This window comes from Haloarcula sp. CBA1127 (assembly GCF_001485575.1).
GTDB lineage: Archaea > Halobacteriota > Halobacteria > Halobacteriales > Haloarculaceae > Haloarcula.
In genome coordinates, this window is record NZ_BCNB01000006.1 from 1,742,615 (window position 1) to 1,765,591 (window position 22,977).

26 protein-coding genes, 1 tRNA gene and 1 other RNA gene are annotated in these 22,977 nt (G+C 62.4%); 19 read left to right on the forward strand and 9 right to left on the reverse strand.

What is annotated here, in order from left to right; genetic code table 11:
* Positions 1-58 precede the first annotated feature (58 nt).
* Entirely contained in the window at positions 59-640 is a 582-nt protein-coding gene (locus AV059_RS13475) for a halocyanin domain-containing protein (RefSeq protein WP_058995157.1), read from the reverse strand.
* Between the two features lie 131 nt (positions 641-771).
* Here AV059_RS13475 and AV059_RS21630 point away from each other — a divergent pair, with 131 nt between their 5' ends.
* The 5 genes from AV059_RS21630 (at position 772) to AV059_RS13495 (ending at position 4,801) form a co-directional block, all read left to right on the forward strand.
* Positions 772-1,032: a hypothetical protein gene (locus tag AV059_RS21630; RefSeq protein WP_228841809.1), complete on the forward strand. Its 261-nt coding sequence runs from the start codon at positions 772-774 to the stop codon at positions 1,030-1,032.
* Positions 1,033-1,224: 192 nt separating this feature from the next.
* A complete protein-coding gene (locus AV059_RS13480; protein WP_058995159.1) occupies positions 1,225-1,539 on the forward strand; it encodes an Htur_1727 family rSAM-partnered candidate RiPP in 315 nt (104 codons plus the stop codon).
* Positions 1,536-2,771, forward strand: coding sequence for a TIGR04347 family pseudo-SAM/SPASM protein (locus AV059_RS13485; RefSeq protein WP_058995161.1), 1,236 nt, complete (start codon positions 1,536-1,538; stop codon positions 2,769-2,771). The genes AV059_RS13480 and AV059_RS13485 overlap by 4 nt, the downstream gene beginning before the upstream one ends.
* A gap of 249 nt (positions 2,772-3,020) precedes the next feature.
* Positions 3,021-3,707 carry a PHP domain-containing protein gene (locus AV059_RS13490; RefSeq protein ID WP_058995163.1) on the forward strand — a complete coding sequence of 229 codons (687 nt, stop codon included), beginning with the start codon at positions 3,021-3,023 and terminating at the stop codon, positions 3,705-3,707.
* Positions 3,707-4,801 (forward strand): asparagine synthase C-terminal domain-containing protein, encoded by a 1,095-nt coding sequence (locus AV059_RS13495; RefSeq protein WP_058995165.1) that lies wholly within the window; start codon positions 3,707-3,709, stop codon positions 4,799-4,801. Before AV059_RS13490 ends, AV059_RS13495 begins: the two co-directional genes overlap by 1 nt.
* A gap of 7 nt (positions 4,802-4,808) precedes the next feature.
* On the opposite strand, the gene AV059_RS13500 is transcribed toward AV059_RS13495, so the two are convergent.
* Positions 4,809-5,285, reverse strand: a complete 477-nt coding sequence (locus tag AV059_RS13500) for an NUDIX hydrolase (RefSeq protein WP_058995168.1) — start codon at positions 5,283-5,285, stop codon at positions 4,809-4,811.
* Positions 5,286-5,328: 43 nt separating this feature from the next.
* Positions 5,329-6,303, reverse strand: a complete 975-nt coding sequence (locus AV059_RS13505) for a transcription initiation factor IIB family protein (protein ID WP_058995170.1) — start codon at positions 6,301-6,303, stop codon at positions 5,329-5,331.
* 225 nt (positions 6,304-6,528) lie between these two features.
* Here AV059_RS13505 and gatC point away from each other — a divergent pair, with 225 nt between their 5' ends.
* The 4 genes from gatC to AV059_RS13525 are packed head-to-tail and all read left to right on the forward strand — an operon-like array spanning position 6,529 to position 9,511.
* Positions 6,529-6,807: an Asp-tRNA(Asn)/Glu-tRNA(Gln) amidotransferase subunit GatC gene (gene gatC, locus AV059_RS13510; protein WP_058995173.1), complete on the forward strand. Its 279-nt coding sequence runs from the start codon at positions 6,529-6,531 to the stop codon at positions 6,805-6,807.
* The gene (gene gatA, locus AV059_RS13515; protein WP_058995174.1) at positions 6,808-8,085 is read left to right on the forward strand and encodes an Asp-tRNA(Asn)/Glu-tRNA(Gln) amidotransferase subunit GatA; all 1,278 of its coding nucleotides are present in this window, start codon (positions 6,808-6,810) and stop codon (positions 8,083-8,085) included. It begins immediately after the preceding gene.
* Positions 8,086-8,138: 53 nt separating this feature from the next.
* The gene (locus tag AV059_RS13520; RefSeq protein ID WP_058995177.1) at positions 8,139-9,284 is read left to right on the forward strand and encodes a M48 family metallopeptidase; all 1,146 of its coding nucleotides are present in this window, start codon (positions 8,139-8,141) and stop codon (positions 9,282-9,284) included.
* Between the two features lie 41 nt (positions 9,285-9,325).
* The gene (locus AV059_RS13525; protein WP_058995180.1) at positions 9,326-9,511 is read left to right on the forward strand and encodes a hypothetical protein; all 186 of its coding nucleotides are present in this window, start codon (positions 9,326-9,328) and stop codon (positions 9,509-9,511) included.
* A gap of 32 nt (positions 9,512-9,543) precedes the next feature.
* Here the strand turns inward: AV059_RS13525 and AV059_RS13530 are convergent, their stop codons facing one another.
* Positions 9,544-10,590: a glycosyltransferase gene (locus tag AV059_RS13530; protein ID WP_369815301.1), complete on the reverse strand. Its 1,047-nt coding sequence runs from the start codon at positions 10,588-10,590 to the stop codon at positions 9,544-9,546.
* Here AV059_RS13530 and AV059_RS13535 point away from each other — a divergent pair.
* On the forward strand, positions 10,507-12,090 hold the full coding sequence (locus tag AV059_RS13535) for an MFS transporter (RefSeq protein WP_369815293.1): 1,584 nt from the start codon (positions 10,507-10,509) through the stop codon (positions 12,088-12,090). The two genes, AV059_RS13530 and AV059_RS13535, sit on opposite strands and share 84 nt — an antisense overlap.
* Before the next feature lie 23 nt (positions 12,091-12,113).
* Here the strand turns inward: AV059_RS13535 and AV059_RS13540 are convergent, their stop codons facing one another.
* The gene (locus tag AV059_RS13540) at positions 12,114-13,163 is read right to left on the reverse strand and encodes a glycosyltransferase family 4 protein (protein WP_058995185.1); all 1,050 of its coding nucleotides are present in this window, start codon (positions 13,161-13,163) and stop codon (positions 12,114-12,116) included.
* Between the two features lie 207 nt (positions 13,164-13,370).
* On the opposite strand from AV059_RS13540, the gene AV059_RS13545 reads away from it, so the two are divergent.
* From AV059_RS13545 to AV059_RS13555, 3 genes are read left to right on the forward strand one after another with little or no spacing between them, the layout of a single operon-like run.
* Positions 13,371-13,658: a ribonuclease P protein component 4 gene (locus AV059_RS13545; protein ID WP_005538431.1), complete on the forward strand. Its 288-nt coding sequence runs from the start codon at positions 13,371-13,373 to the stop codon at positions 13,656-13,658.
* A 52-nt stretch (positions 13,659-13,710) separates the two neighbouring features.
* Entirely contained in the window at positions 13,711-13,959 is a 249-nt protein-coding gene (locus AV059_RS13550) for a YhbY family RNA-binding protein (RefSeq protein WP_004591849.1), read from the forward strand.
* Positions 13,959-14,837, forward strand: a complete 879-nt coding sequence (locus AV059_RS13555; RefSeq protein WP_058995187.1) for a mechanosensitive ion channel family protein — start codon at positions 13,959-13,961, stop codon at positions 14,835-14,837. The genes AV059_RS13550 and AV059_RS13555 overlap by 1 nt, the downstream gene beginning before the upstream one ends.
* Before the next feature lie 311 nt (positions 14,838-15,148).
* Here AV059_RS13555 and AV059_RS13560 read toward each other — a convergent pair.
* Together AV059_RS13560 and AV059_RS13565 are read right to left on the reverse strand one after the other, a co-directional pair.
* A tRNA-Arg gene (locus AV059_RS13560) sits at positions 15,149-15,223 on the reverse strand.
* A gap of 74 nt (positions 15,224-15,297) precedes the next feature.
* Positions 15,298-15,573 (reverse strand): DUF5798 family protein, encoded by a 276-nt coding sequence (locus tag AV059_RS13565; protein WP_005538442.1) that lies wholly within the window; start codon positions 15,571-15,573, stop codon positions 15,298-15,300.
* Between the two features lie 79 nt (positions 15,574-15,652).
* On the opposite strand from AV059_RS13565, the gene AV059_RS13570 reads away from it, so the two are divergent.
* Positions 15,653-16,066 (forward strand): hypothetical protein, encoded by a 414-nt coding sequence (locus AV059_RS13570; RefSeq protein WP_058995189.1) that lies wholly within the window; start codon positions 15,653-15,655, stop codon positions 16,064-16,066.
* A 79-nt stretch (positions 16,067-16,145) separates the two neighbouring features.
* Positions 16,146-16,458: signal recognition particle sRNA (ffs, locus tag AV059_RS21635), an RNA gene on the forward strand.
* A gap of 314 nt (positions 16,459-16,772) precedes the next feature.
* Here ffs and AV059_RS13575 read toward each other — a convergent pair.
* On the reverse strand, positions 16,773-18,455 hold the full coding sequence (locus AV059_RS13575) for an acyl-CoA synthetase (RefSeq protein ID WP_058995190.1): 1,683 nt from the start codon (positions 18,453-18,455) through the stop codon (positions 16,773-16,775).
* A 95-nt stretch (positions 18,456-18,550) separates the two neighbouring features.
* Here AV059_RS13575 and AV059_RS13580 point away from each other — a divergent pair, with 95 nt between their 5' ends.
* The 3 genes from AV059_RS13580 to AV059_RS13590 all read left to right on the forward strand — a co-directional run bounded on the left by AV059_RS13580 (position 18,551) and on the right by AV059_RS13590 (position 21,633).
* The gene (locus AV059_RS13580; RefSeq protein WP_058995192.1) at positions 18,551-19,153 is read left to right on the forward strand and encodes a bifunctional 2-polyprenyl-6-hydroxyphenol methylase/3-demethylubiquinol 3-O-methyltransferase UbiG; all 603 of its coding nucleotides are present in this window, start codon (positions 18,551-18,553) and stop codon (positions 19,151-19,153) included.
* 529 nt (positions 19,154-19,682) lie between these two features.
* Positions 19,683-20,546: a fumarylacetoacetate hydrolase family protein gene (locus tag AV059_RS13585; RefSeq protein WP_058995195.1), complete on the forward strand. Its 864-nt coding sequence runs from the start codon at positions 19,683-19,685 to the stop codon at positions 20,544-20,546.
* A gap of 322 nt (positions 20,547-20,868) precedes the next feature.
* Positions 20,869-21,633 carry an IclR family transcriptional regulator gene (locus AV059_RS13590; protein ID WP_058995197.1) on the forward strand — a complete coding sequence of 255 codons (765 nt, stop codon included), beginning with the start codon at positions 20,869-20,871 and terminating at the stop codon, positions 21,631-21,633.
* A gap of 665 nt (positions 21,634-22,298) precedes the next feature.
* Here the strand turns inward: AV059_RS13590 and AV059_RS22435 are convergent.
* On the reverse strand, positions 22,299-22,475 hold the full coding sequence (locus AV059_RS22435) for a hypothetical protein (RefSeq protein WP_195156658.1): 177 nt from the start codon (positions 22,473-22,475) through the stop codon (positions 22,299-22,301).
* Positions 22,476-22,565: 90 nt separating this feature from the next.
* Here AV059_RS22435 and AV059_RS13595 point away from each other — a divergent pair, with 90 nt between their 5' ends.
* Complete coding sequence (locus tag AV059_RS13595; protein ID WP_004956867.1) at positions 22,566-22,964, forward strand: hypothetical protein; 399 nt, start codon at positions 22,566-22,568, stop codon at positions 22,962-22,964.
* Positions 22,965-22,977 lie beyond the last annotated feature (13 nt).

Consider the following 22,977-nt stretch of genomic DNA (forward strand, 5'->3'; position numbering starts at 1 on the left):
GCTGCGTTCAAGAAAACGTCGAACGGGCGTGTCGTTCAGCCCGACAGCTGAGATGGCGTTATCGGACGATGACGCTGCCTTTCATCCCGAGTGCCTTGTGGGGCGTGCAGTAGTAGTTGTACACGCCAGTTTCCTCGAAGGTGTACTCGAACTTGACGCCCGTTCCGCTGGCTGACGACCCGGAATTGAACGTTTCGTCTTCCGCCACGACGTTGTGTGCGGCACCCTTTCCGGTCCACTCCCACTGCACCGTCGTCCCGGTCGATATTTCGATTGCGGCCGGAGCGTACGCGAAGTTTCCGTTGTTCCCTGATGCGCCGACATCCACCGTGACGAAGTCTTGATCGGTTGCGTCGGTCACGCTGCCGTCGAAGTTACTCGTGTCGCTGAGATACGATGACACTGACGATGGGACGTCCCCGCTCCCAGACGCCGCAGCCTCCGTTTCCGCAGCGGTCGCCGTCTCCGTTGGCGCGGCCGTCTCCGTACTGGCATCCGCCTCGGTTTCGGCGCTCGGTGACTGCTCACCCCCACTTGAGGTTGTCCCAAGTGCGGCACACCCAGCGATAGATGCCCCTGCAACCACTGTGCCGATACTCGCGATAAACCGACGTCTGTCAAGATCGTCTGTGTTAGTCATAGGTATTCAGTTGCGTTCCGCTCAACACGTCACACGACCATCTCGGTCACGAGTGAGTGAATATGTTCGGGGCCATAATAACCGCGTGTGTTCCCAAGAGCTGATAACGGGCTGGGTTACTGAAACCACGTGTGTCTACTTCCGGACAGGGATGTCCGTGTTCGGCAGGTGCAAGCTCCTGTAGCCACCGACACCGCGCGGATGCAGGTCACGCTTTCGTTTGCCCCAACGCGTTTGCGGACCTCACTGCCGTCGAAGCCGTCTATCGGAGTGCGGCGGAGTCCGCAAAACGGGAGACTTTCCACCTGTCGTACTGGCCGGTCTTGGACGACCCGACCGTCGAGCGAGCGGATGAGAGTGCGACACGCGTCCGGCAGGATATCGACACCTAGACTCCGTGCCGCAAGCCCTCCGAGCGAGTGGCGGCCTGATCGTAACAGTCCAGTCTCATACGCCGGCTCGCAGACCCCGGTCGGATGGCGATAGTAGTGTTTCCGATCGTCCTGAAACGCCACCGTTCGGGTAGTTCCCAGTAGCTGAGAACACGCTAGTCCCGTTTTTCTTGGGGAGTCTAACAGGGGAATATGGAAGAGTTCGACCACGAGGTAGACGCCCCGCGCGGCGCGACAAGTCGCGAGTGGGAGGTGTTCGTCCGCGAGGACACGGCCGACCCGCTCACTCACGTCGGCAGTGTCAGCGCGCCGTCCGCCGACATCGCCAGAGAGCAGGCCGCGTCGCTGTTCGCTCGTACGGCCGTCACACTGTGGTTGTGTCCCGCCGACGAGACGCACCGCTACCAGACGGATGCTGCGACACTCGGAACGGGGAAAGCGGGGGACGACGCCACTATGAGCGTCGACGAGATGGAATCGGAGACGCTCCGGGGTGAGAACCGATGATCTCGGTCTCGAAACTGCTCTGTGACCTCGACGCTGAGGGGGACGGTCTCCGGTACGACGCGGCAAACGAGTCGACCAAACGCCAGATCAGGGACGAAAAGCAGCGCCGGCCCGTCGTCGTCTGGAACGTCACCAAACAGTGCAACCTCTACTGCGACCACTGCTACGCCGCCGCCGACACCGAAATTGCCGACGGCGAACTCTCGACGGCCGAGGGGAAGGCACTGCTCGAAGACTTAGCTGACTACGGCGCGCCGGTGGTACTGTTCTCCGGCGGCGAGCCGCTCGTCCGGCAGGACCTCGAAGAACTGGTCGCCTACGCGAACGAGGTCGGCGTCCGACCGGTGCTTTCGACCAACGGGACGCTCATCACCGAGGAACGCGCCAAGTCGCTCAAGGATGCCGGGCTGAAATACGCTGGCGTCTCCGTCGACGGCCTGCCGGAGCGAAACGACGACTTCCGCGGGGTTGACGGCGCGTTCGAGGGCGCAGTTCAGGGAATCGAGAACTGCCTCGACGCAGGACTGAAGACCGGCCTCCGGTACACCATCACCGAGCGAAACGCCGCGGATCTTGAGGGCGTCGTCGACCTGCTGACCGACGTGGGCGTGGACCGCTTCTGCTTCTACCATCTGGATTACGGCGGCCGCGGGACCGAGATTGTCGACGCCGACCTCACACCCGAGGACCGCCGGCAGGCGGTGAAACGAGTCTGTGATATGACCCGCGAGTACCACGACCGCGGGGAGGAAATCGAGACGCTACTGGTCGGGAACTACGCCGACGCGGCCTACCTCGTCGAGTACGCTCGCGAGCACATGAGCGACGCGCAGGCAAAGCGGGTGTACGAGTACCTGCAGGTCAACGGCGGGGACCCGACTGGCGAACGGGTCGCCGACGTGGACTATCAGGGTAACGTCCACCTCACGCAGTTCTGGCAGGGCTACTCGCTGGGGAACGTTCGGGACCGCTCGTTCGGCGCTATCTGGGAGGACGAGTCGAACCCGCTGCTTTCGGCGCTTCGGAACCGCGAAGAGCATCTCACGGGGAAATGTGCCGACTGCCGCTACGCCGGGGTCTGTCGCGGGGCGTCCCGACTCCGGGCGCTCACCGTCGAAGACGACCTGTTCGCCCCGGACCCGCAGTGTTATCTAGAAGACACTGAGGTCCACGGGCCGGTGCCGTTTGACACCGGTGAGAACTCGGTGGCGGGCGGGAGTTCGGCCGACTGAGCCGCCAGCGTCCCACCCCATTTTAAACCCCGCCAAGCTGAGGGGCATGACTCATTTCTGCGTGCTGGTAACTATCATATGCGACCGTCGATTGACGGTCGTATCGTCGGGAAACACACGCTCAGTCTCGTGGGACAGATGGGCGTTCCTTCGGGCATTCGGCCGCCATGGACACGGCGGCCGGTTTGTTCTCTGTGAGCACTGGGGCGGACCGGGGCGTTTTTGCCCTGCCCCCCGTTATCGACACCTGTGCAGTCGGTTGAGCTACACGCGCATTCGTCGCTGTCGTACGACGGCCGGGACCCGGTCGAGCTCCTCTTAGAGCAAGCCAGCGCCGTCGGACTGGACGCGCTGGCCGTGACTGACCACGACGAAATCGACGCCAGCCTCCGGGCGGCCGAACTCGCCCCGGAGTACGGTCTCGTCGGGATTCCCGGGATGGAGGTCACGTGTGCCGCCGGACACGTCCTTGCCCTGGGTATTCAGGAAGCCATCCCGCCTCATCTCCCGTTCGAGGAGACGCTCGACCGCATCCGCGCCCAGGGCGGACTCGCGGTCGTCCCGCATCCGTTTCAGGAGTCCCGCCACGGCGTGCTAGAACACATCTCGAAGGTCGAACTCGCGACAGCCGACGCTATCGAAGTGTACAATTCGCGGCTGTTGACCGGACGGTCGAATCGGCAGGCCGAGCGGTTCGCCCGTCGAGAAGGGCTCCCGATGACCGCCGGCAGCGACGCCCACATCGCGGAGATGGTCGGGCAGGCGGTCACCAACGTCGGCACGGACGAACGAACGGCCGACGCGATTCTCGACGCCATCCACGAGGGTAAGACGACCGTCGAGGGCAAGCGGACGCCGTGGCGGATTAGCTTCCGGCAGGCCGCCGGCGGGGCGAAGCGACGCGTCAAGAACGGTATCGCGGAGTTACTGCAGTGATGCAGGGAGCCGACACAGATGCCGTTGCCGACGCCATCGAAAGCGGTGACGCGCTCTCTGGAACTGGCGGGTTCGCTGGCGAACTGGACGGAACACTCGTCCGCGACGTTCTCGGGCGGTACCCGCTGTTCGTGGAGCGTGCCGTTTCTGACGCGGAGCGAGTCGACCCCGAACAGTGGAGCCATGACCCGACGGCGCTGGCCGACCCGCGGTCGTTCCCCGCCGGCCATATTCGAAACGAGAGCGGGACCCAACAGCGGTGGTCGCTCCCGTCGTTGGACCCGTTCGATACCCGTGAAACGGCAATCGAGCAGGTCCGCACCGCTGTCGAGACGAGCATCGACGCCGTCGACACTGACTCTCTCGCAATCGCGTTTTCCGGCGGCGTGGACTCTGCGCTGCTCGCGGCACGGCTCGACGCGCCGCTGTACGTTGCCGGGTTCCCGGACAGCCACGATGTCGAGGCGGCGCGGTCGGCTGCCGACCTGCTGGGAACCGAGGTCCGCGTTATCGAACTGACTCATGAAGCCATCGAGCGGGCCGTCCCCGAAATCGCCCGCGCCACCGCACGCACGAACGCCATGGACGTACAGATAGCGCTCCCGCTGTACCTCGTCGCCGAGCGGGTCGCCGCAGACGGTTTCGACCGACTTGCCCTCGGCCAGGGAGCCGACGAGCTGTTCGGCGGCTACGCGAAAGTCGCCAAGGCTCCCGAGGACCCGCGTGTCGAGGCCGGCACCGTCCGTGGGGCACAGCGGGAGGTCATCGCCTCGCTCCCCGACCAACTGGAGCGGGACGTGCTCGCCCTGCGGGCCGCCGGCGTCGAGCCGGTAACGCCGCTGTTACACGACCGCGTTGTCAGCGCTGCGCTCCGACTGGACGGCGACCTGCTCGTCGACGGCGAGACGCGGAAGGTCGCACTCCGGGCGGCAGCCCGGGAGTCGCTCCCGGACGAGATCGCGGACCGGGACAAGAAGGCCGCACAGTACGGCTCGCTGGCCGCCCGAGAACTGGACCGACTGGCCCGGCAGGCCGGCTACAAGCGGCGGATGGACGACCACGTCACCCAGTACGTCGAATCGCTCGTCGAGTGAGTCGCGGCTACGCCCCGCGAACTGATTCGATTGCCTGCTGACCAACCTCGACGACATCTGCCGGGAGTTCCTCGCTCCGGTCCCGTAAGTCGTCAACGGAGAACCATTCCCAGTCAGCAGCCGGCTGTTCGCCCGGTCCCGGCGTGATGTCGCGGCTCTCTGCCCGGCCGTAGAAGATGAAATCGATGTGCTGGTGGCCGACGTCGCCCTCTGCGTTGACGTTGATGTCCTCGAGCAGGAAATGCTGTGGCTGGGGCATCGACTGAACGGTCTCGCTCTCGATGTCCTGCTGTGGCGCGATGAGGTCAACATCGAGGCCCAGTTCCTCGCGCGTCTCGCGCAGCGCGGCCTCGTGGGGCAGTTCGTCGCGGTCGATGTGGCCGCCCGCTGGCAGCCACATGTCGAGCTTACTGTGCTCGTGGAGCGCGACGGAGCCGTCACTAACAACGTAGACAGTTGCGACAAAATGCCGAGTGGTCTCCATACCGACGGAACGGTATTGTCGGTGGTCTAGGTTACGATACCGATCAGGGGTGGATGTTGTCTTCCGCTTCCAGCAGTTCGTGGTAGCGGTTGCGGATGGTGACCTCGGAGATGTTGGCGACCTCGCTGACCTCGCTCTGAGTCACCTTCTCGTTGGTGAGCAGCGAGGCGGCGTACACCGCGGCCGCAGCGAGGCCGACCGGCGACTTTCCGGAGTGGACACCCTCCTGCTTTGCGTTCTGGAGGAGCTGGCGGGCGCGGCGCTCGACCTCCTCGGAGAGGTCGAGGTCCGACGCGAACCGCGGGACGTAGCTCTCGGGGTCGGCCGGCTGGATTTCGAGGCTGAGTTCGCGGACGACGTAGCGGTAGGTCCGGGCGATTTCGTCTTTCTCGACGCGGGAGACGCCCGCAATCTCGTCGAGCGACCGCGGCGTCCCGGCCTGCCGTGCGGCGGCGTACAGCGACGCCGTCGAGACACCCTCGATAGAGCGGCCGGGCAGGAGGTCCTCGTCAAGTGCGCGACGATAGATGACACTAGCCGTCTCGCGAACGTTCTCTGGCAGTCCAAGCGCGGAGGCCATCCGGTCGATCTCACCGAGGGCCTGCTTGAGGTTGCGCTCCTTGGAGTCGCGGGTGCGGAACCGCTCGTTCCAGGTGCGCAGTCGCTGCATCTTCTCGCGCTGGCGCGAGGACAGGGAGTTGCCGTAGGCGTCCTTGTCCTGCCAGCCGATGTTGGTCGACAGGCCCTTGTCGTGCATCATGTTCGTCGTCGGCGCACCGACGCGAGATTTCTCGTCTTTCTCCTTCGAATCGAACGCGCGCCACTCCGGACCGGGGTCGATCTCGTCCTCCTCGACGACCAGCCCACAGTCTTCACACACCGTTTCACCGCGCTCGCTGTCGGAAAGCAACGATCCGTTACACTCCGGACAGACGAGCGTCTCCGATTCCTCTTTGTCCGTCTGCTCTGTCTCCGTTTCGCGCTCGTTCGAGTATCGGCGGATGCTGGTATCGGTCATTTGTTGGGGGGTGGGACAACCGGGTATCGTACCCGAAAAACGTGTTGTAACCAATTATTGTATCTACGGCGACTTAAAACTTTTGTCTGTTTCAGAAGTCCAATTTTCGGAACGTGAAACAAGAGTTGGCAATTCTTGTGTATTCGCTTCTATAATTGTTAACTGTAATACATATTTGCCCGGTGTTTCGAAACGCTTACCGCGCATCCAGCACTCCGGCCCGACATGAGCGACCCCGCCGTCGATCCCGAGGAGGTCCGGCACGTCGCCGACCTCGCCCGTGTCGACCTCGCAGACGACGAGATCGAGCGGTTCACTGAGCAGTTTGGCGACATCCTCGACGCGTTCGAAGCGCTCGATGACGTCCCTGAAACAGAACGGGAGGCCGAACTCTCGAACGTGATGCGCCCCGACGAGACACGAGAGAGCCTCTCGCAAGAGGAGGCGCTCCAGAACGCCAGCGACACCGAAGAAGGGCAGTTCAAAGGGCCGAAGGTGTCGTAGATGACGGCGTACAACGGCTACGTCACCGACGAGACCATCGAGGGCGCGGAAGACGGCCCGCTGGCGGAGAAGACCGTCGCGGTCAAGGACAACATCTCCACCAAAGGTGTCCGGACGACCTGTGGCTCGGCGATGCTTTCCGACTACGTCCCGCCGTACGACGCGACGGTCGTCGAACGGCTGAAAGACGCCGGCGCGACCATCCCCGGCAAGACGAACATGGACGAGTTCGGGATGGGGACGACCACCGAAACGTCGGCGTTCGGCCCCGTCGAGAACCCCGCCGCTGAAGGCCGCGTGCCGGGCGGCTCCTCCGGCGGGTCGGCTGCTGTCGTCGCCGCTGGCGACGCTGACCTCGCACTCGGAAGCGATACTGGCGGTTCCATCCGCTGTCCGGCCGCCTTCTGTGGCGTCGTCGGCATCAAGCCGACCTACGGGCTGGTTTCCCGGTACGGCCTCATCGCCTACGCTAACAGCCTCGAACAGATCGGTCCCATCGCGCCGTCTGTTGAGGGCGCTGCGGAACTGCTGGATGTCATCGCCGGGCCCGACGAACACGACGCGACGACGCAGGAAGCGCCAGAGAGCGACGGCTCCTACGCAGCGGCCGCCGACGGCGACGTCGACGGGCTCTCTATCGGCGTTCCGACGGAACTGCTTGACGGGGCTGACGAGGAAGTCGTCGAGACGTTCTGGGATGCCATGGACGACCTCGAAGCACAGGGTGCGAGCTACCACGAGGTCGACCTTCCCTCGGTCGAACACGCTGTTGAGGCGTACTACGTCATCGCCATGTCCGAGGCGTCCTCGAACCTCGCGCGGTTCGACGGCGTCCGCTATGGGCAATCGGGCGGCTACGACGGCAACTGGAACGAGTCCTTCGCGAACGCCCGCGAGGAGGGCTTCGGCGAGGAGGTCAAGCGACGAGTGCTCCTCGGCACGTACGCCCTCTCGGCGGGCTACCACGACAAGTACTACAAGAAGGCACAGGACGCCCGCGCCTGGGTCAAGCAGGACTTCGACGAAGCACTTGACGACGCCGACGTACTCGCCTCCCCAACGATGCCAGTGCCGCCGATGGAGCGCGGCGAGAGCCTCGACGACCCGCTCACGATGTATCTGGCTGACGCCAACACGACCCCGGTGAACCTCGCGAATCTCCCGGCGATCTCCGTCCCGGCCGGCGAAACCGACGACGGCCTGCCCGTCGGGCTCCAGTTGGTCGGACCGGCGTTCGGCGAGCGGGAAATTATCCGGGCCGGCAGCGCGCTGGCCTGAGGTCGGGCCGGAGCCCCCGTACGCTTTTTGTTCGTTCCACCGAATAATCGGTCATGGCAGCCCTCCAATCCACGACGTGGCCCCTCCGCGCGCGTCTCATCGCGCTCGTAGTGGTGCTCGTTGCCTTCGACGCCGTCGCTGTCGCCGTCGCGTACGTGCTCAGCCACGTCGCGTTCGGTCTCCTGCCGCTGGTCGGCTACGATACCGGGACGCTGTTCTGGACGATGGGATTCGATATCGTCCCACTGTGGCCGGTCCTTCTCGTTGGGACGCCGCTCGTCCTCGCCGTCCAGTCCATCTACGGCTACCGGATGACGCTCCGGAGTTCCGGGACAACTGCAACGGAATCGGAGGCATCCGACCCCGATTCCGTCGATGAAATGCGGGCGGAGATACGGCACAGCGAAACCGCCGACCGCCTCCGAGAGCGAGTGGCTCGGCTGGCACAGACGGCGGACATGGCGACACCGGCCGTGACAGTTATCGGCTCAGAGACGCCCAACAGCTACGTCGCCAGTCGGCCCGGCGAGCAGACGCTGTTCGTGACCACGGCGCTCGTGGACCGACTCGACGACCGGGAACTCGACGCCGTCATCGCCCACGAACTGGCCCATCTCAAGAACGGCGACGCGTTCGTCATGACTGCGGCCGCGTTTCTTCCAACCGTCAGCGCGCTGTTTACTCGCACGCTCGGGAAGACAGTGCAGTACTCGGGGCTTTGTCACTGGTTCCTTGGCGGCGACGACCGAGACGGGACGTGGTTCGCTGGCGGGAACATTCAAATCGTGATGCTGCTCTTTGCTGTCATCGCGATACCCGTCACGGCAACGCTGTATCTCGCCAGCACGGCCTGTTACCGGTTCCTCTCGCGGATTCGGGAGTACGCCGCCGACGCAGGCGGTGTCGCCATCTGTGGCTCCCCGGCGGCACTCGCCAGCGCGCTGGAGACGCTGACAGACAGTCAGCGTCCGGACACAGACATCCGAACCGCCGAGACCGGCGTTCGGGAGCTCTGTGTGGTCCCGCACGCCATTGAACCCGACGAGCAAACTCCGCCAGAGGGACGGGCCGAACGCCTCGCTCATCGCTGGCGAACAGTCACCGACCGTGTGCTACCCGGGTCGCATCCAGCCGTCGACGACCGCATCGCTGCGCTGGCGGAGCGACAGTCCACCCTCGACCAGCACGAACAGGCGTGACGAAGGGGTACAGTTTACTCGGCGGCAGCCCGAGAGAGCGTATGAGCGACGCTGCTGACGGCCGATTGAGCTGGCTCCACTGGCCGACGGTCCTGAAGGGACTGGCGCTGGGCATCGGGGCCGGCCTGATACTGGCCGTGTCACTGGGGGATTTCTATCTCGGAATGTTGCTTGGCACGCTCAACGGGCTCGCGTTCGGTATCGGTTGGTCGCACTCGCGGGCCTGAGTCGTGCGAATCAGACGCCGCGCGGATGACGGCTACAGCACGTTGTCGTACACGTCGGCCAGTTTGTCGATAGCGTGCTCGACGCTGATCACATCCCGTCGGGCGAGACAGCGCTCTCGAAGATGCTCCCGCTCGTTGAGGACGCGCTCGATAGCCCGGCGGAAGCCATCGATGTCGCCTTCGTCGTAGGTGTAGCCGGTTTCGCCGTCCTCGATAGTGTCGCTGAGTGCACCGGCGTCGACGCCGGCAACAGGCGTCCCACAGCAGTTTGCCTCCAGCGCGACCAGACCCTGCGTCTCCACGGGGCTGGGGAACGCGAACACGTCGAGCGCCGAGTACAGTTCGGGCAGTTCCTCACGGTCGAGAAATCCGAGAAAGCGCACGTCGACGTCGCTGTGCTCGGCCGTCGCTTCGAGCGATTTACGTGCCGGGCCGTCACCGGCGAACACGACAGTCACGTCCAGCCCCTCGCAGGCGGTGATGATGTCTTCGAGGCACTTCTCGTAGCCGTGGCGGCCGGTGTAGCCGACGATAGGGCCGTCGGGGAGGTCGTAGCGCTCACGGAACGCAGTTGTGTCGGCCGGTTCGAACACGGTCGTGTCGACGCCGTTCGGAACGACAGTCACTGTCGTGTCGAGGTCGATAGACTCCCGGAGATGGGTCGCTGCGCGCTCGCTTGGTGCGATAACGGTGTCAGCGCGGCCAAGGAACCAGCGTTCGTAGCTCTCGGCGCTGGAGCGGACCGCTGACTCGACAGCGCCGTTGAAGGAGACGTACTCGGCGTACTCGCTCGTGGGCGTGTGATACGACGCGACGAACGGGATATCGAGCTTTCCTGCGAGTCGCTGGCCCGCCATCCCGAGGCTGAACGGCGTGTGGGCGTGGACCAGTTCGGCGTCCCGGACGCCCTTCGGTATCTGTGGCATCCCGAGCCGAAACCCCTCGTAGAACGGGAATGGAAGGCTCCGGACGGGGTACTCGTTCTCGGACGGGTCGTGATTGCTTTCCGGGTAAACCACGCCCATGCGACCGCCGCGGTCGCGCCAGCGGTCCCGCCACGTCTCGACCGTGTAGGTCACCCCATTGACGGTCGGGAGGTACGTGTCGGTAAACGTCGCGACGTGCGGCAGTGCCATCGCCGCGGCGTAGCAGGACCAGGGCTTAAACCGTTGCCATTGGCAAGCCACACGTCAGACGGCTGTCACCGTCCGACAGCCGCCAGAGTGCTTTTCAGAGACCGCGGTGGATTGTGGGTAATGGACCGGGACGGCTGGCTGTACGCCTGGGCACTCGCGTCGGTTGCACTGGGCGCGGGCTCACTGCTTGTTCCGCTGTATTTCGTTGCCATCGGCGGCGAGACGTTCATGCTGGGCGTTCTCGCCGGGGTGGCTGCCGCCGCGGGTGCGCCGGGCGCACTCATCTTCGGACGCATCGCCGACAAAACGGGGAAGCGCCGGTCGCTCGTCCTGCTCGCACTGGGGTTGGCGACCCTCGCGCTGGTGCTCGTCTCACTTACCGAGGAGCCGTGGCTTGTCATCGCCGGCAACGGCCTGCTGTGGTTCGCAGCGGGCGCTGTCGCGCCGGTACTGACCCTGCTTGTCACCGCAGGGACCGTCGAGCGGGACTGGCCGGCGCGGTTCGCCATCCTGAACCGCTACCAGGGCTGGGGGTGGGCCGGTGGGTTAGTCCTCGGCCTCGTGTGGACAGCGTTGCTCTCTAGACCACTCGGAGAGATTGTCGCTCAACAGTCGCTACTGTGGGTGTGTGCGGCCGCCGTCGGCCTGTCAGCGTTTCTCGCGGCGAAGTGGCTGCCGTCCGATCCCGACGAACTCGACCGGCCGCGGGGCAGTCGGATGGCGCGGGCTATCGCCCGGTCACGTCGGCTGCCGGTCCGGAGCGCGACGTTCCCTGGCGGTCCGGGCCGACTGTACTGGCTCACGCGGTCGCTACACCCCCGAGAGGTCGCGGCCCGGTTCTCCCCGTCGCTGACAATCTATTTTGGCGCTGTCATCGTCTTCTTCGTCGGCTTCGGCGTGTTCTGGGGACCGTTGCCGCTGTATCTCTCGCGGACGCTCGGCTACGAATCGGGACTCGTCTTCGCGCTGTATCTCGTCTCCAGCGTCGGCTCGGCACTATGGTATGACCGCGCTGGCTCGCTCGCCGAGCGGTACGACCCGCGCGGGCTTCAGGTCGGGGGCTTGCTCGCCCGCGCGGCGCTCCATCCGGCTGTTGCCGCTGTGGGACTGCTCCTCCCGGCCACGCTTGTCGGCACAGCGGTCAACGGTGTCGTGTTCGCCCTCATCGGCGTTGCTTGGGCTGTCATCGCCGTTACTGCGGCCAGCGTCGTCACCCAGCTCGCACCGCCGGCAATTCGCGGCGAGGCGCTCGGGCTGTACACCGCTATCTCCGGGCTCGCGAGCGGTGTCGGGTCGATACTCGGCGGCTGGCTCGGCGGCGGCGACTTCCTGCTGGCGTTCGCCGTCGCCGGCGCGCTGGTGCTGGTCGGCGCGGCGCTGGTCGCGGTCGTCTGGCGGCGCTCATCAACGATATCTGTTACCAGCGAACCGCTCTCAACATAACAACTGTCCGCTTCGAACGACACTCAGGCCAGCTCTTCGTATGTCTCGACCAGCCGCCGACCGACCCGGTCTAAGCTGTGTTCTCTGGCTGTCTCTTTGGCGTTCTCACCAAGCCGTTCCCGCAGGTCGGGGTTCTCGGCGAGGCGCTCCAGCGCTTCGCGGAACTCGGCCTCGTCCGCGCAAATAAGACAGTCGTGACCGTCCTCGTAGTACTCCCGGAACACAGGAATGTCCGAGAGGACGACCGCCTTCCCGCAGGCCATCGCCTCCAGCACAGCGATGCCCTGATTCTCGGCCTTCGTCGGGAACAGGTACACGTCGCCGGCCCCGAACGCGCCGCGGATGTCTTCGATCCACCCGGTAAAGGTCACGTTCTCGGGCGGGTCGTTCACCCACCGGGAGACAGTCTTGGAGGCCTGTGGCCCGGCGTCGTATGGGCCAAACCACGCGAAGTCGTGCTCCGTCGCCTGGGCGAGTTCACAGAACGTCGTCAGCCCCTTGCGCTCGAAGACGTTGCCGACGGCGAAGACGACCATCCCGTCCAGGTCGTAGCGCCGTCGGTAGTCCTCGCGCAGGTCCTCGTGGCCCGCCAGCGCGTCGATGTCGACGCCGTTTGTCATCGGCCGTATCGGCACATCAACCGGATACGATTCGAGGATACCCTTCGTGTACTCAGAGGGACAGAGCACGAGGTCGGCCTGCGAGTAAAACCACCGGAGGTAGCGCCCCAGCGCCGGCGCGATCAGGTTCGACCCGCGGAAGCTATCCCGGAAATCCTCGCGGGTGACGTGGGCGTGGAGAACGAGCGGGATGTCTGCCTGCGCCGCGTATCGGGCCACGGCGACGGAGCCGGGTCCGATCATGTTGCAGTGAGCGATGTCGAACTCGCGGAACATCGGGTCGTTGAACGCGATATTGCCACCCAGCGCCCACGCCGGATGGCCCTCCTGCCAGGGCGTCGTTTCGACCTCGATGTCGGTTTCGGACAGCGCCGCCCGCTGGTGGTCCACGGCGGTGCCGATGCCCGACCGGTCGAGGCGGTCGGCTAGTTCGAGATAATTCAGGACGCGCACGTCTCGGGCAACTCCGCCGGGGCCGAAAATCCTATCGACTTCACCCAAAAAACGGACCTGATACGCAGAGAGGTTCCCGACCCTTTTCGGCTGGTCAAACAACTACAGGGTAGGACTTTCTGGCTGTTCACAAAGTTTCCAAACTATGACCTCACATCTGCTAGCTCGTTCGGAAGGCATTTTCCCGCCGCCGACACAGTACCGCCAATGACGGACGAGGCGACCATCGCCCGCGAGCGTATCGAGCGCCTCCAGTCGCTCGCTCGCGAGGCCGTGCAGGCCGGCAACGAGGAGCGCGCCCGGTCGTACGTCCGACGTGCTCGGCGTGTCGCTGAACGCCACCGCCTGCGCCTGCCGCGGTCGTTTGAGCGGTCGACGTGTGACGCCTGCGATACGTACCTCCTGCACGGCCACAACGCCCGGTCTCGAACTCAGTCCGGCCATGTCGTCATCACGTGTGACTGTGGGTCACAGTCCCGCTACCCGTACGACTGAGGATTCTTTACGACTACTGGTTTTAAGGGGCTGTCCTCGCTAAACGGTGTACATGAGTGATTCTTCTCGACAATCGCGGATACACGACCTCGACGCGACGCTTCGCGTCGGCAAACACGGCATCGAATCCGTCGCAGACGAACTCGACGACCAACTGGAGAACACAGACCTCGTGAAGGTGAAGTTCCTTCGGTCGTCCAGGGGCGGCACAACAGCCGAGGAACTCGCCGACGACCTGGCTGAGATGGTCAATGCTGACGTGATTCAGGTCCGGGGCCACACCGCGGTGTTCGAGAAATGATGCAGGTCCAACCGCTCGCCGACCTGCTCAACGGGTTTGGCGTCCCAGCCGCCGGCTCCATCGCCTCAGCGGTGGTTTTCGTCGTCGTCTTCGTCCTCGTCTACATCCTGGGGAAGGCGATTGTCCTGCCCATCGTCGACCGCTCGCTCAAGTCGCGCGACCTCGATACCCACGCGCGGCGACCGCTGAAGAAGGTCGTCAGCATCGGTATCGTGTTCGTCGCCATCTCTGTCGCCTTCGGGATGGCCGAGTACGGGAACTTCCTGCAGTCGCTGGCGACTATCGCCGCGGCGGCGACGCTGGCCATCGGCTTCGCGATGCAGGATGTCCTCCAGAACTTCGTCGCCGGCGTGTTCATCTACACCGACAAGCCGTTCCGGATCGGCGACTGGATCGAGTGGGATGGCAACTCCGGCGTCGTTGAGGACATTAGCCTTCGTGTTACCCGCGTCCGGACCTTCGACAACGAACTGCTGACCGTGCCGAACTCGAATCTAACCGATGGCGTTATTAAGAACCCTGTCGCCAAGGACCAACTCCGCTTGAAGTTCGTGTTCGGCATCGACTACGACGACGACATCGACGAAGCGACCGAAATCATTCTCGACGAGGCTAGGGCACACCCGGAGATTATGGACGACCCCGAGCCCTCGGTTCGCCTCGTTGAACTCGGTGATTCCTCTGTCGGACTGCAGTCCCGTATCTGGATCAAGAACCCGAGTCGGTCCGACTTCGTCAAGACACGCGCTGAATACGTCAAGTCAGTCAAGCAACGCTTCGACGCCGAGGACATCAATATGCCGTACCCGAACCGGACCATCGGCGGCGGGCTGGAGATGTCCGGGCTCGACGGCGTCGTGGAACCGGCCGACGACTGATCACCACTGACGCGATATCGTCATAAGAGACCACGACACACCGACGTTTTACGATCTGTGCGACGCTACGTGTGGTTTGGAATCTCCGTGCCGGCTCTTTCCGTATTCGCTTCCCGAAAAGTAGGACGGACACCTCACTGTCATTCGCGTAGACATGACTTCCTCAGATGGCTTTTTGCTGCTGACGAACCGCTCGCAGCAAGATGCTACGGTAGCTGAGGGATTTGAGCCACGGTCGGAACAGGCTCCTCCCGGATACAAATCCCTCAGCCGACGCTTCTCGGTGCTCACTGTCGTTCGCACAAAAGTCACGGGCGCTGAGGGATTTGAACCCCCGACGGTTTGGTCCGAAGCCAAGCACTCTGTCCAAGCTGAGCTAAGCGCCCTACGTACAATGGTATGATGGTGTTATGGTTTAAACCAACCGGTTCCGCCGCGCCATGGGACCGCGGTCACGTGATTACTCCGAGACCGCTTCAGCTGTGTCAGAATCAGTGTCAGCGGCGACCTCGGCCACGACCGCCTCTGTGTCGACGCCCCGTTCTTCGGCGAGTGCCTCGATGAGCGCGCGCTGTTCGGCCAGTTCCTGCTCCATCCCGTCGACGCGGGTGTTTGTCTCGTCGACAGTGCTTCGCAAGTCCTCAAGCTGCGTCTTCAGCTCGTTGACCTTCTTGTAGAGGTCCTCGGCGATGTCGGCAACCTTCTGTATCTTTTTCGCGGTGGAACCCAGTCCCATGGCCTCGGCTACGGCGAGCCGACATTTCCTCGTTTCGCTCGAACGTCGCTGTTAAGACGCCGCCGGACCGAGCGACGATATGGACGACTTGCGGCTCGCTCCGACTGTCGGCATCGTCGGGTGCGTTCTGTATCTCCTTGTACTCGCGGTCCCATACAGCCTCGTCGAAACAGCGAGTGCCGTCGGGGCGTACTACAGTTCGGGGGCGCTATCCCCGCTACTACCCGGGGTATTCGCGCTTGTTTGCATCATCGTGCTGGCGGCCGGCCGCGAGGGGCGGTCGGACCCGAGCGTCGCGGCGGGCGCGAGCATCGGCATGGGCGTATTCATCGTCGCCCTCAGTGTCCTCTGGGCGGTCACCGTCCCCGAGAGCCTCGTGCTGGGACTGACTGAGTCGACGCTGATGGAGCACCACCGCTGGGGTGTCGTCATCGCGGGCCTCCTCATCCCGCTCGGTGGGACATGGTTCGCGCGGGCGCTGGACCTGCTGTAGGCCGGTCTGTCCACCGGCGCGTCGTCCAGCGGTCTGTGGGCGCATCCGAAAGGCCCTTATGGGGCGGCGGCGGACTTTCAGATGGACTAGGTCGGGGGGCTAGGCCCCCCTCCTTGCCCGCACTGTGGTCTTGAGCGGGGACCGAACACCGGGGGCGTCCGGTCTGACGGACGTGGACCCCGTGAGCTAACGTGGAAGCCTCGTCCCACGGGGACGGCGGTCCGCGTGGTCGCACCTGCAGGGGTGCGCCCACGTGGTTAAACGATGGCACTCCGCCAGGCACGGAAGTGAGCAGCGGACCATCGAACACCCGTCGCTCGTGGGGTCGCGGGGTGGAGGAGGCAAACGGGATTACCCGCGTCCGAACGCCGGGCCATCCTGGCTGTCCGTTCCATTCATACCTACAGTCACTACCCGTGAACAGTCGTACTGCAGGCGTTTTTGCGGAGACCTCTCAGTACATATTACGAGAAAAGCCGATAGTTGAATGTAAATGGTGGTGCCCTATCTATACGAAATTCCCAATGGCAGACATATCTTATCCTATATCCGGTATATAGTGACAGATATGAGAATATAGGAAAGTAATTCGCCTTTCTATTCGTATATTTGTATAAACGGACTGCTTTTCAGCCTGTCGTCGTCAATATTAGTGGTGATTAACTGATTTCGTCCATCTATCGGCTATCGGCGGCGACACTTGAGACTACGGCGACTCGCCAGCGCTGTCGTCGGCATTCCACGCCTGCAACTCTTTCCGGCGGATTTTCCCGCTTGTCGTCTGTGGCAACGCATCAGCGAACTCGATCTCGCGGGGGTATTCGTACTCGGCAAGGTGCTCTCTGACGACGGACTGGATTTCCGACCGGAGCGTCTCGTGGGCCGGCGCATCGGCCGATGCTTCCACGTACGCCTTGATGATTTCGCCCCGGGTGTCGTCTGGCACACCGATGACGCCCGCCTGAACTGCGTCGGGGTGTTCGAGAATCGCGCTCTCGACCTCCATCGGCCCGACGCGGTAGCCACTGGTGATGATAACGTCGTCCTTGCGCGATTTGAACCAGACGTAGCCGTCGTCGTCCTGTCGTGCCAAGTCGCCGGTGACGAACCAGCCGTCGACCTCCTTGGCCGCCGTCTTCTCCGGCATATTCCAGTACTCGTCGAAAAACACCGAGCGATCGTGTGGCCGCACCGCTATCTCGCCGAGTTCACCGGCTGAGAGTGGCTCAGCAACGCCGCTGTCGGCGGCGTCGGGGTCCAGAATCGCCAGGTCATACCCCGGTAACGGCTTGCCCATGCTGCTGGGCTGTGTGTCGAACCAGTTCGAGTTGTTGGCGACGACGAGATTCAGTTCTGTCTGACCGTAGAACTCGTTGATGGTGACCGAGTCAAACGTCTCCGCCACCCAGTCGACGATTTCCGGGGTCAACGACTCGCCGCCGACGGCAAACGTCTCGATGGCGAGGTCGTACGCCGCTGTCGGGTCCTCGACGTCCATCAGCATTCGGAGGGCGGTGGCCGGCATGAACAACTGAGTGACATCGAACTCTGAGAGAAGGCCGAACGCGTCGTCGGCCTCGAACCCCGATGCGGGATAGCCGACGATGGTCCCGCCGTGGTGCCACGTCGCGAAGAGGGTCCCGCCGAGCGCCGCGCCCCAGGCCCAGTCCGCGGGCGTCCAGACCGTCGCGTCCGGTCCCAGCCCTTGATCGAAGAAGTTGTACGCGGCTGCGGCACGTCCGAGCCAGAGCGCGTGTGAGTGCCGGACGCCTTTCGGCGGCCCCGTCGACCCGCTCGTGTACAGTATCGCCGTGTCGGTGTCCGGCGTGGAGTCATACGGTTCGATGTCGGTGTTTTCCGGCGCGGCGAGCACGTCCTCGAAGGCGTGGACATCACCAGCCGGCGCGTCGGTTTCGATTTCGACGACGTGTTCCAACGCTGGACAGTCGTCCCGGATTGCGTCGATATCGTCGCGCACGGCCGGGTCGATAACGGCCACAGACACACCGGCGTCGTCCAGCCGGTACTGGAGCGCGTCCGTCCCGAACAGGACCGTCAGCGGGACCGAGACGGCCCCAAGCTTCCAGTTCGCCAGGTGCGTGATCGGGTTCTGTGGGTTCTGTGGCACGACGACGCCGACGCGGTCGCCGGCCTCGACACCGAGTCCGGCCAGCCCCGCGGCGAGTCTGTCCGATAGCTCGTCCAGTTCGCGGAACGTGTACTGCTCGCGCCGCCCGTCGGGGTACGCCTGTTCGAGCGCCACCCTGTCGAGATCGTCGTGTTTTTGCAGAAAATCGACCGCCGGATTATACGACGTCGGTAGGTCCCAGGTGAACTGATCGTGGGCCTCGTCGTACCCCTCGAAGTCCGGCATCACTGTCCAGACCATGGCATATCGGTCGCCTGGGTGGCTGTTGCGTCTTTCGGTCACCGTCGACACACCCGATCCGGCAGAACTTTCCGTCTTCCCCTCCCGACTTTACCGTGGACTCTACCGACATTCGGGAGGAATGGGCCGAGCGGTCCGGCGAATACTCTCCCGCGTATTATGCCTACTATGGAGCGGACGAGACGAGTGAGCTAGTGCAGTCGATACTCGCAGAGCATGTCGAGCAGGACGCGGCTGTGCTGGAGGTTGGCTGCAGCTCTGGGCGGCACCTCGCTGCGCTGGCTGACGCTGGCTACTCGGATTTGACCGGCGTCGATATCAACGCCGATGCGTTAGATGTCCTTGCTGAGACGTATCCCGACCTCGCAGCCACCGGCTCGTTCCACGCGATGGCTATCGAGGAGTTCGTCACAGATGTCGCGGACGACACGTACGATGTCATTTTCTCTGTCGAAACACTGCAGCACCTCCATCCAGACGTCGACTGGGCGTTCGAGGAACTGGCACGGATCGTAGATGACCTGTTGATTACCGTTGAGAACGAAGGTGGCGACCCGGGTGAAGTAAACTACGTCGATGACAACGTCCCGCTGTATTACCGGGACTGGAATGCGGTGTTCACAGACTGTGGACTTACCGAGGTAGATTCAATAGACGGAAAGCGAGATACTGTCCGCATCTTTCAGGTACCTGAGTAGGCTGTAGTGAAAGTAGGTTTGTATAGGGCGCTATTGAGATGAGAAGGTGATATAAGTACATATATGCGCGAAATTGGGTAGCAAAAATCTGAATATGGTGGTAAACGCACAGGTGACGCTTGGAGAGCTCACGTGCAAATTTAGAGGTGTTTGTGGCTCGTTAGAAATACATATTGAACGGATGGTGACAGAGCGGAGTCTCGTTGATATCATATTGATATTAGTCCGATAATTGTGTATTGGATAGGAACTGAACTACTGAACGGCGGCCTTACACGGAACCGTCCCAGTATCATCACTCTCCGTTGCAGAAGTGGGCTTGGGAGCGGTGAGTATGTGTCTCACGACACGCTCACTGGGATACCAGAATAACGTCTGTACGTCTGTCATTCGTAGTGTTCCGTATTGCTGAACGGCAGCTCGCCCGATTGGGAATGGGTTGCCAGCCGACGGTAGTGCTTTCCCGACAGGCAAGAAGCATACCGTTGCCAGCACAAGATTCATGTATTGTTGCAGTTTGCAACTCTGTATGAGGTACTACCAGCTACGTGACGGGAACTCACAGCGGTTAGCGGTCGAAACTGGGGACGGTGTGTATGATTTGACCAGCGTCAAACCGCAGCTTCGAACGTTCCGCGACCTCCTCAAATCGGCCTCGATTGCGGATACCGCACCGGACGAACTCAGCGCCCGCCATCTCGATGCCGCTGAGGCAGTGTCCGAACAACGACTCGAAGCCACTACTACCGATCCCGTCACCGCCGACGAAGTCTGGGCCGCTGGCGTCACGTACCAGATCAGCGAAGAAGCGCGGACAGAAGAAAGCGGCACGCCGGAGATGTACCTTGACGTGTACGATGCGGAGCGGCCGGAAATTTTCTTCAAGTCGACGCCCAATCGGACTGTCGGCCCCGATGAAGCGGTTGGCATCCGCGCCGACTCAGACTGGGACGTGCCCGAGCCCGAGCTTGCAATTGTTCTCTACGAGGGCGACATCGTCGGCTACACAGTTGGCAACGATATGAGCAGTCGGTCTATCGAGGGAGAAAACCCGCTGTACCTCCCCCAGGCCAAGGTGTACGACCGCTGTTGTTCGGTCGGCCCGGCCGTCGTCACGGATATCGAAGACCCGCACTCGCTGGCACTTTCGATGTCGATTCACCGCGACGGAGACCGTGTCTACCACGGGGAGACCAACACCAGCGAGATGAAACGCACCTGTGAGGAACTCGTTTCGTACTACACCGCGCACAACGCAGTCCCCGAGCTGTCAGTGCTACTTACCGGGACCTCGCTCGTTCCCGACGACGATTTTACGCTGCAAGAAGGGGACGAAGTCACCATCGACATCGAGTCCATCGGAACACTACACAATTCAGTTACGGTCGTCTGAGTGGCTATCGGACCGGGCGGTCTGGTAACCGCTGCGCACAGGGTTTCACAGCGTGATACCCCACTCGGCCCTCGACTGGTTCCGATTGCGTGCCTGTGTGTCGGTCTGGTGGAGGTTTGCGCCGATGGAGTTATCACAGCCCTCCGTCTGACTGCACGCTCCACGGATATACCTACCTGCGACAATCGGCTGTGACGTACGTGCCTCAGTGTGCGGTGATTTGCTATCGGTATGCCGTGAGAAAACCAGTGTGCCGTCGAGGCTGCCGCTCTGTCCCAGATGTTTGAACAACTGTTTTGTACGAGGGGAGACATGGCCGAGTATGGCAAAAACCGCTCAAAACCCAGTCAAATCCGCCGAGACGACGTTCGAGGTGCTTGACGCACTGAAAGATCTTGACGGAGCCGGTGTCACCGAACTGGCCCAGCACCTTGACATCCCAAAGAGTACCGTTCACAACTATCTGAGCACGCTGGAACAGGAAGAGTACGTTGTCAACAGAGACGGCGTGTACGAGGTCGGGCTTCGGTTCCTAGAACTGGGGGCGTACGCCCGCCACCGGGAGAAGCTGTTCGAGATTGCGAAGCCAGAGGTCGACCGGCTGGCGGAAGAAACCGGCGAGCTCGCGAATATTCTCGTCGAAGAACACGGCCGCGGGTCGTACCTGTACCGTGCTCGGGGAGACAAAGCCGTGCAGGTGAAGGCCCACGTCGGAACACGCGTTCCGCTTCATACGACAGCGCTGGGAAAAGCGATTCTCGCACACATGCCGACCGAACGGGTTGATGCGATCGTCGACCGCCACGGACTCGGTGGGGAGGCCAGCAAGTCGATCAGTGGCAGAGCGGAACTGGAGCAAGAGCTAGCGGATGTCCGAGAGCGCGGCGTCGCCTTTGACGACGAGGAGCGTCTCGAAGGGCTCCGCTGTGTCGCCGCCCCGGTGCTCAACCACGATAACGAAATTATCGGTGCGATCAGCGTTTCGGGGCCGACAAATCGATTCCGTGGCGACCGGTTCCGCGAAGAATTCCCACAGAAAGTACTGGAGGTCGCCAACGTTATCGAACTGAACGTTACCTATTCATAGCAGCAGTGTTCAGAAGCGGTGAACGGTATTACAGTCTTGTGGCCGCGATACCTGAACGGCCTATTTTCGACAGTAGCGCTGTACTCGGGCAGCGATTGCAGGACAGGCAGACCAGGCAAGAGGGTATTGGAAGTACGTATCGAAAGCGTTTGCAGCACGTATTCGCTCCACGACGCGCACAAGTCCCTGCTTGCATTCGATAACCGCCAGTTCCTAGCTCTGGCTGCTGAACGGTGTCCATACGTCCAGTTCATGATGAGGGAACGCCTTTCCAACGCCATCTGACACCGTTCGGTACGAGATACGGCCACGACTCTGACACGACCCCAATCTCAATAATGGATGTACTACTGTTACTCCAGACGAGACACATCGATTATGCGTTTCCTATCACTGGCTGTGCTCGAAATAGTAGCAAAACCTCCCGGCCATACAGCTAATGTCTCCAAATATCGATTTTATATGCAGTCCTGCCTAATATAGCCCTAATTCAGGCCCTGAAAAATCGATAGTGCAAAATCCGTCTATAGGTTTGGGTAGATGGGATTATATTTTGTCAATAGTAACGGGGAGCATGAACTATCCGCCCATATATTTTGCTCAGGTAGCCACGCAACAGCAGCTATCGTTCCGGCGGTATCTCCCGACAAATCAGGGGTGCACGGTTACGCGAGGAACTGGACGCCCAGAGCCAGCAGGAACAGTACCACGACCCCAATGGATGACAGTTCGAGCCACCGGGACCGCACGTCGGCGGACCTGATGCTTGCAACGAACAGCGTTCCGATGATGCCGACGACGACGACCAGTGCCAGATATACTGCGTTGAGCGCTGATGCCATGTGATACCATTCCACAGCAGTACAGTAAACACTGGTGGTCAAATGTCCGTCCCCACAACGGTAATGAGACCCAATCACATAGTCAGGGGCATGCGTCTCGAACTACGAATCTGTAAACACTGCTACGAGGGAGAGCATGGGAACGACCAAAAGACGGCGGTGACACAGGACATGGTCGCCTGTGCCGAACAAGTCCGCGAGTACAAGGACCTCATTGGGCTCGATGCACTCTATATTACGAAGGTGACAGAAGGTGACCCCGGCGGCGCGGAAGCACTGGATGTCATCGTCGCCAGCATCGAGGGCGACCAGGTCGCGCTCTCCGATACACAACTGGTCATGGAGGACGGCGACGGTAATATGCTCGTCTACCCGGAGCCAAAGGACATCCTCCAAGTCCTGACCCGGAACCTGAACCAGATTCAGGAACAGACCCGGCAGGACGTCGACGTTGAGCTGTCGCCGGAAGGACAGGCACTCATCGCGTAGCTGCGAAAAAACG

Coding starts and splice junctions, on each gene's coding strand:
- AV059_RS13595 (WP_004956867.1), top strand. CDS start 22,566: ATGCGTCTCGAACTACGAATCTGTAAACACTGCTACGAGGGAGAGCAT.
- AV059_RS13485 (WP_058995161.1), top strand. CDS start 1,536: ATGATCTCGGTCTCGAAACTGCTCTGTGACCTCGACGCTGAGGGGGAC.
- AV059_RS13525 (WP_058995180.1), top strand. CDS start 9,326: ATGAGCGACGCTGCTGACGGCCGATTGAGCTGGCTCCACTGGCCGACG.
- AV059_RS13570 (WP_058995189.1), top strand. CDS start 15,653: ATGGACGACTTGCGGCTCGCTCCGACTGTCGGCATCGTCGGGTGCGTT.
- AV059_RS13550 (WP_004591849.1), top strand. CDS start 13,711: ATGAGTGATTCTTCTCGACAATCGCGGATACACGACCTCGACGCGACG.
- AV059_RS22435 (WP_195156658.1), bottom strand. CDS start 22,475: ATGGCATCAGCGCTCAACGCAGTATATCTGGCACTGGTCGTCGTCGTC.
- AV059_RS13505 (WP_058995170.1), bottom strand. CDS start 6,303: ATGACCGATACCAGCATCCGCCGATACTCGAACGAGCGCGAAACGGAG.
- AV059_RS13480 (WP_058995159.1), top strand. CDS start 1,225: ATGGAAGAGTTCGACCACGAGGTAGACGCCCCGCGCGGCGCGACAAGT.
- AV059_RS13520 (WP_058995177.1), top strand. CDS start 8,139: ATGGCAGCCCTCCAATCCACGACGTGGCCCCTCCGCGCGCGTCTCATC.
- gatA (WP_058995174.1), top strand. CDS start 6,808: ATGACGGCGTACAACGGCTACGTCACCGACGAGACCATCGAGGGCGCG.
- AV059_RS13565 (WP_005538442.1), bottom strand. CDS start 15,573: ATGGGACTGGGTTCCACCGCGAAAAAGATACAGAAGGTTGCCGACATC.
- AV059_RS13475 (WP_058995157.1), bottom strand. CDS start 640: ATGACTAACACAGACGATCTTGACAGACGTCGGTTTATCGCGAGTATC.
- AV059_RS13500 (WP_058995168.1), bottom strand. CDS start 5,285: ATGGAGACCACTCGGCATTTTGTCGCAACTGTCTACGTTGTTAGTGAC.
- AV059_RS13590 (WP_058995197.1), top strand. CDS start 20,869: ATGGCAAAAACCGCTCAAAACCCAGTCAAATCCGCCGAGACGACGTTC.
- gatC (WP_058995173.1), top strand. CDS start 6,529: ATGAGCGACCCCGCCGTCGATCCCGAGGAGGTCCGGCACGTCGCCGAC.
- AV059_RS13585 (WP_058995195.1), top strand. CDS start 19,683: ATGAGGTACTACCAGCTACGTGACGGGAACTCACAGCGGTTAGCGGTC.
- AV059_RS13575 (WP_058995190.1), bottom strand. CDS start 18,455: ATGGTCTGGACAGTGATGCCGGACTTCGAGGGGTACGACGAGGCCCAC.
- AV059_RS13555 (WP_058995187.1), top strand. CDS start 13,959: ATGCAGGTCCAACCGCTCGCCGACCTGCTCAACGGGTTTGGCGTCCCA.
- AV059_RS13495 (WP_058995165.1), top strand. CDS start 3,707: ATGCAGGGAGCCGACACAGATGCCGTTGCCGACGCCATCGAAAGCGGT.
- AV059_RS13545 (WP_005538431.1), top strand. CDS start 13,371: ATGACGGACGAGGCGACCATCGCCCGCGAGCGTATCGAGCGCCTCCAG.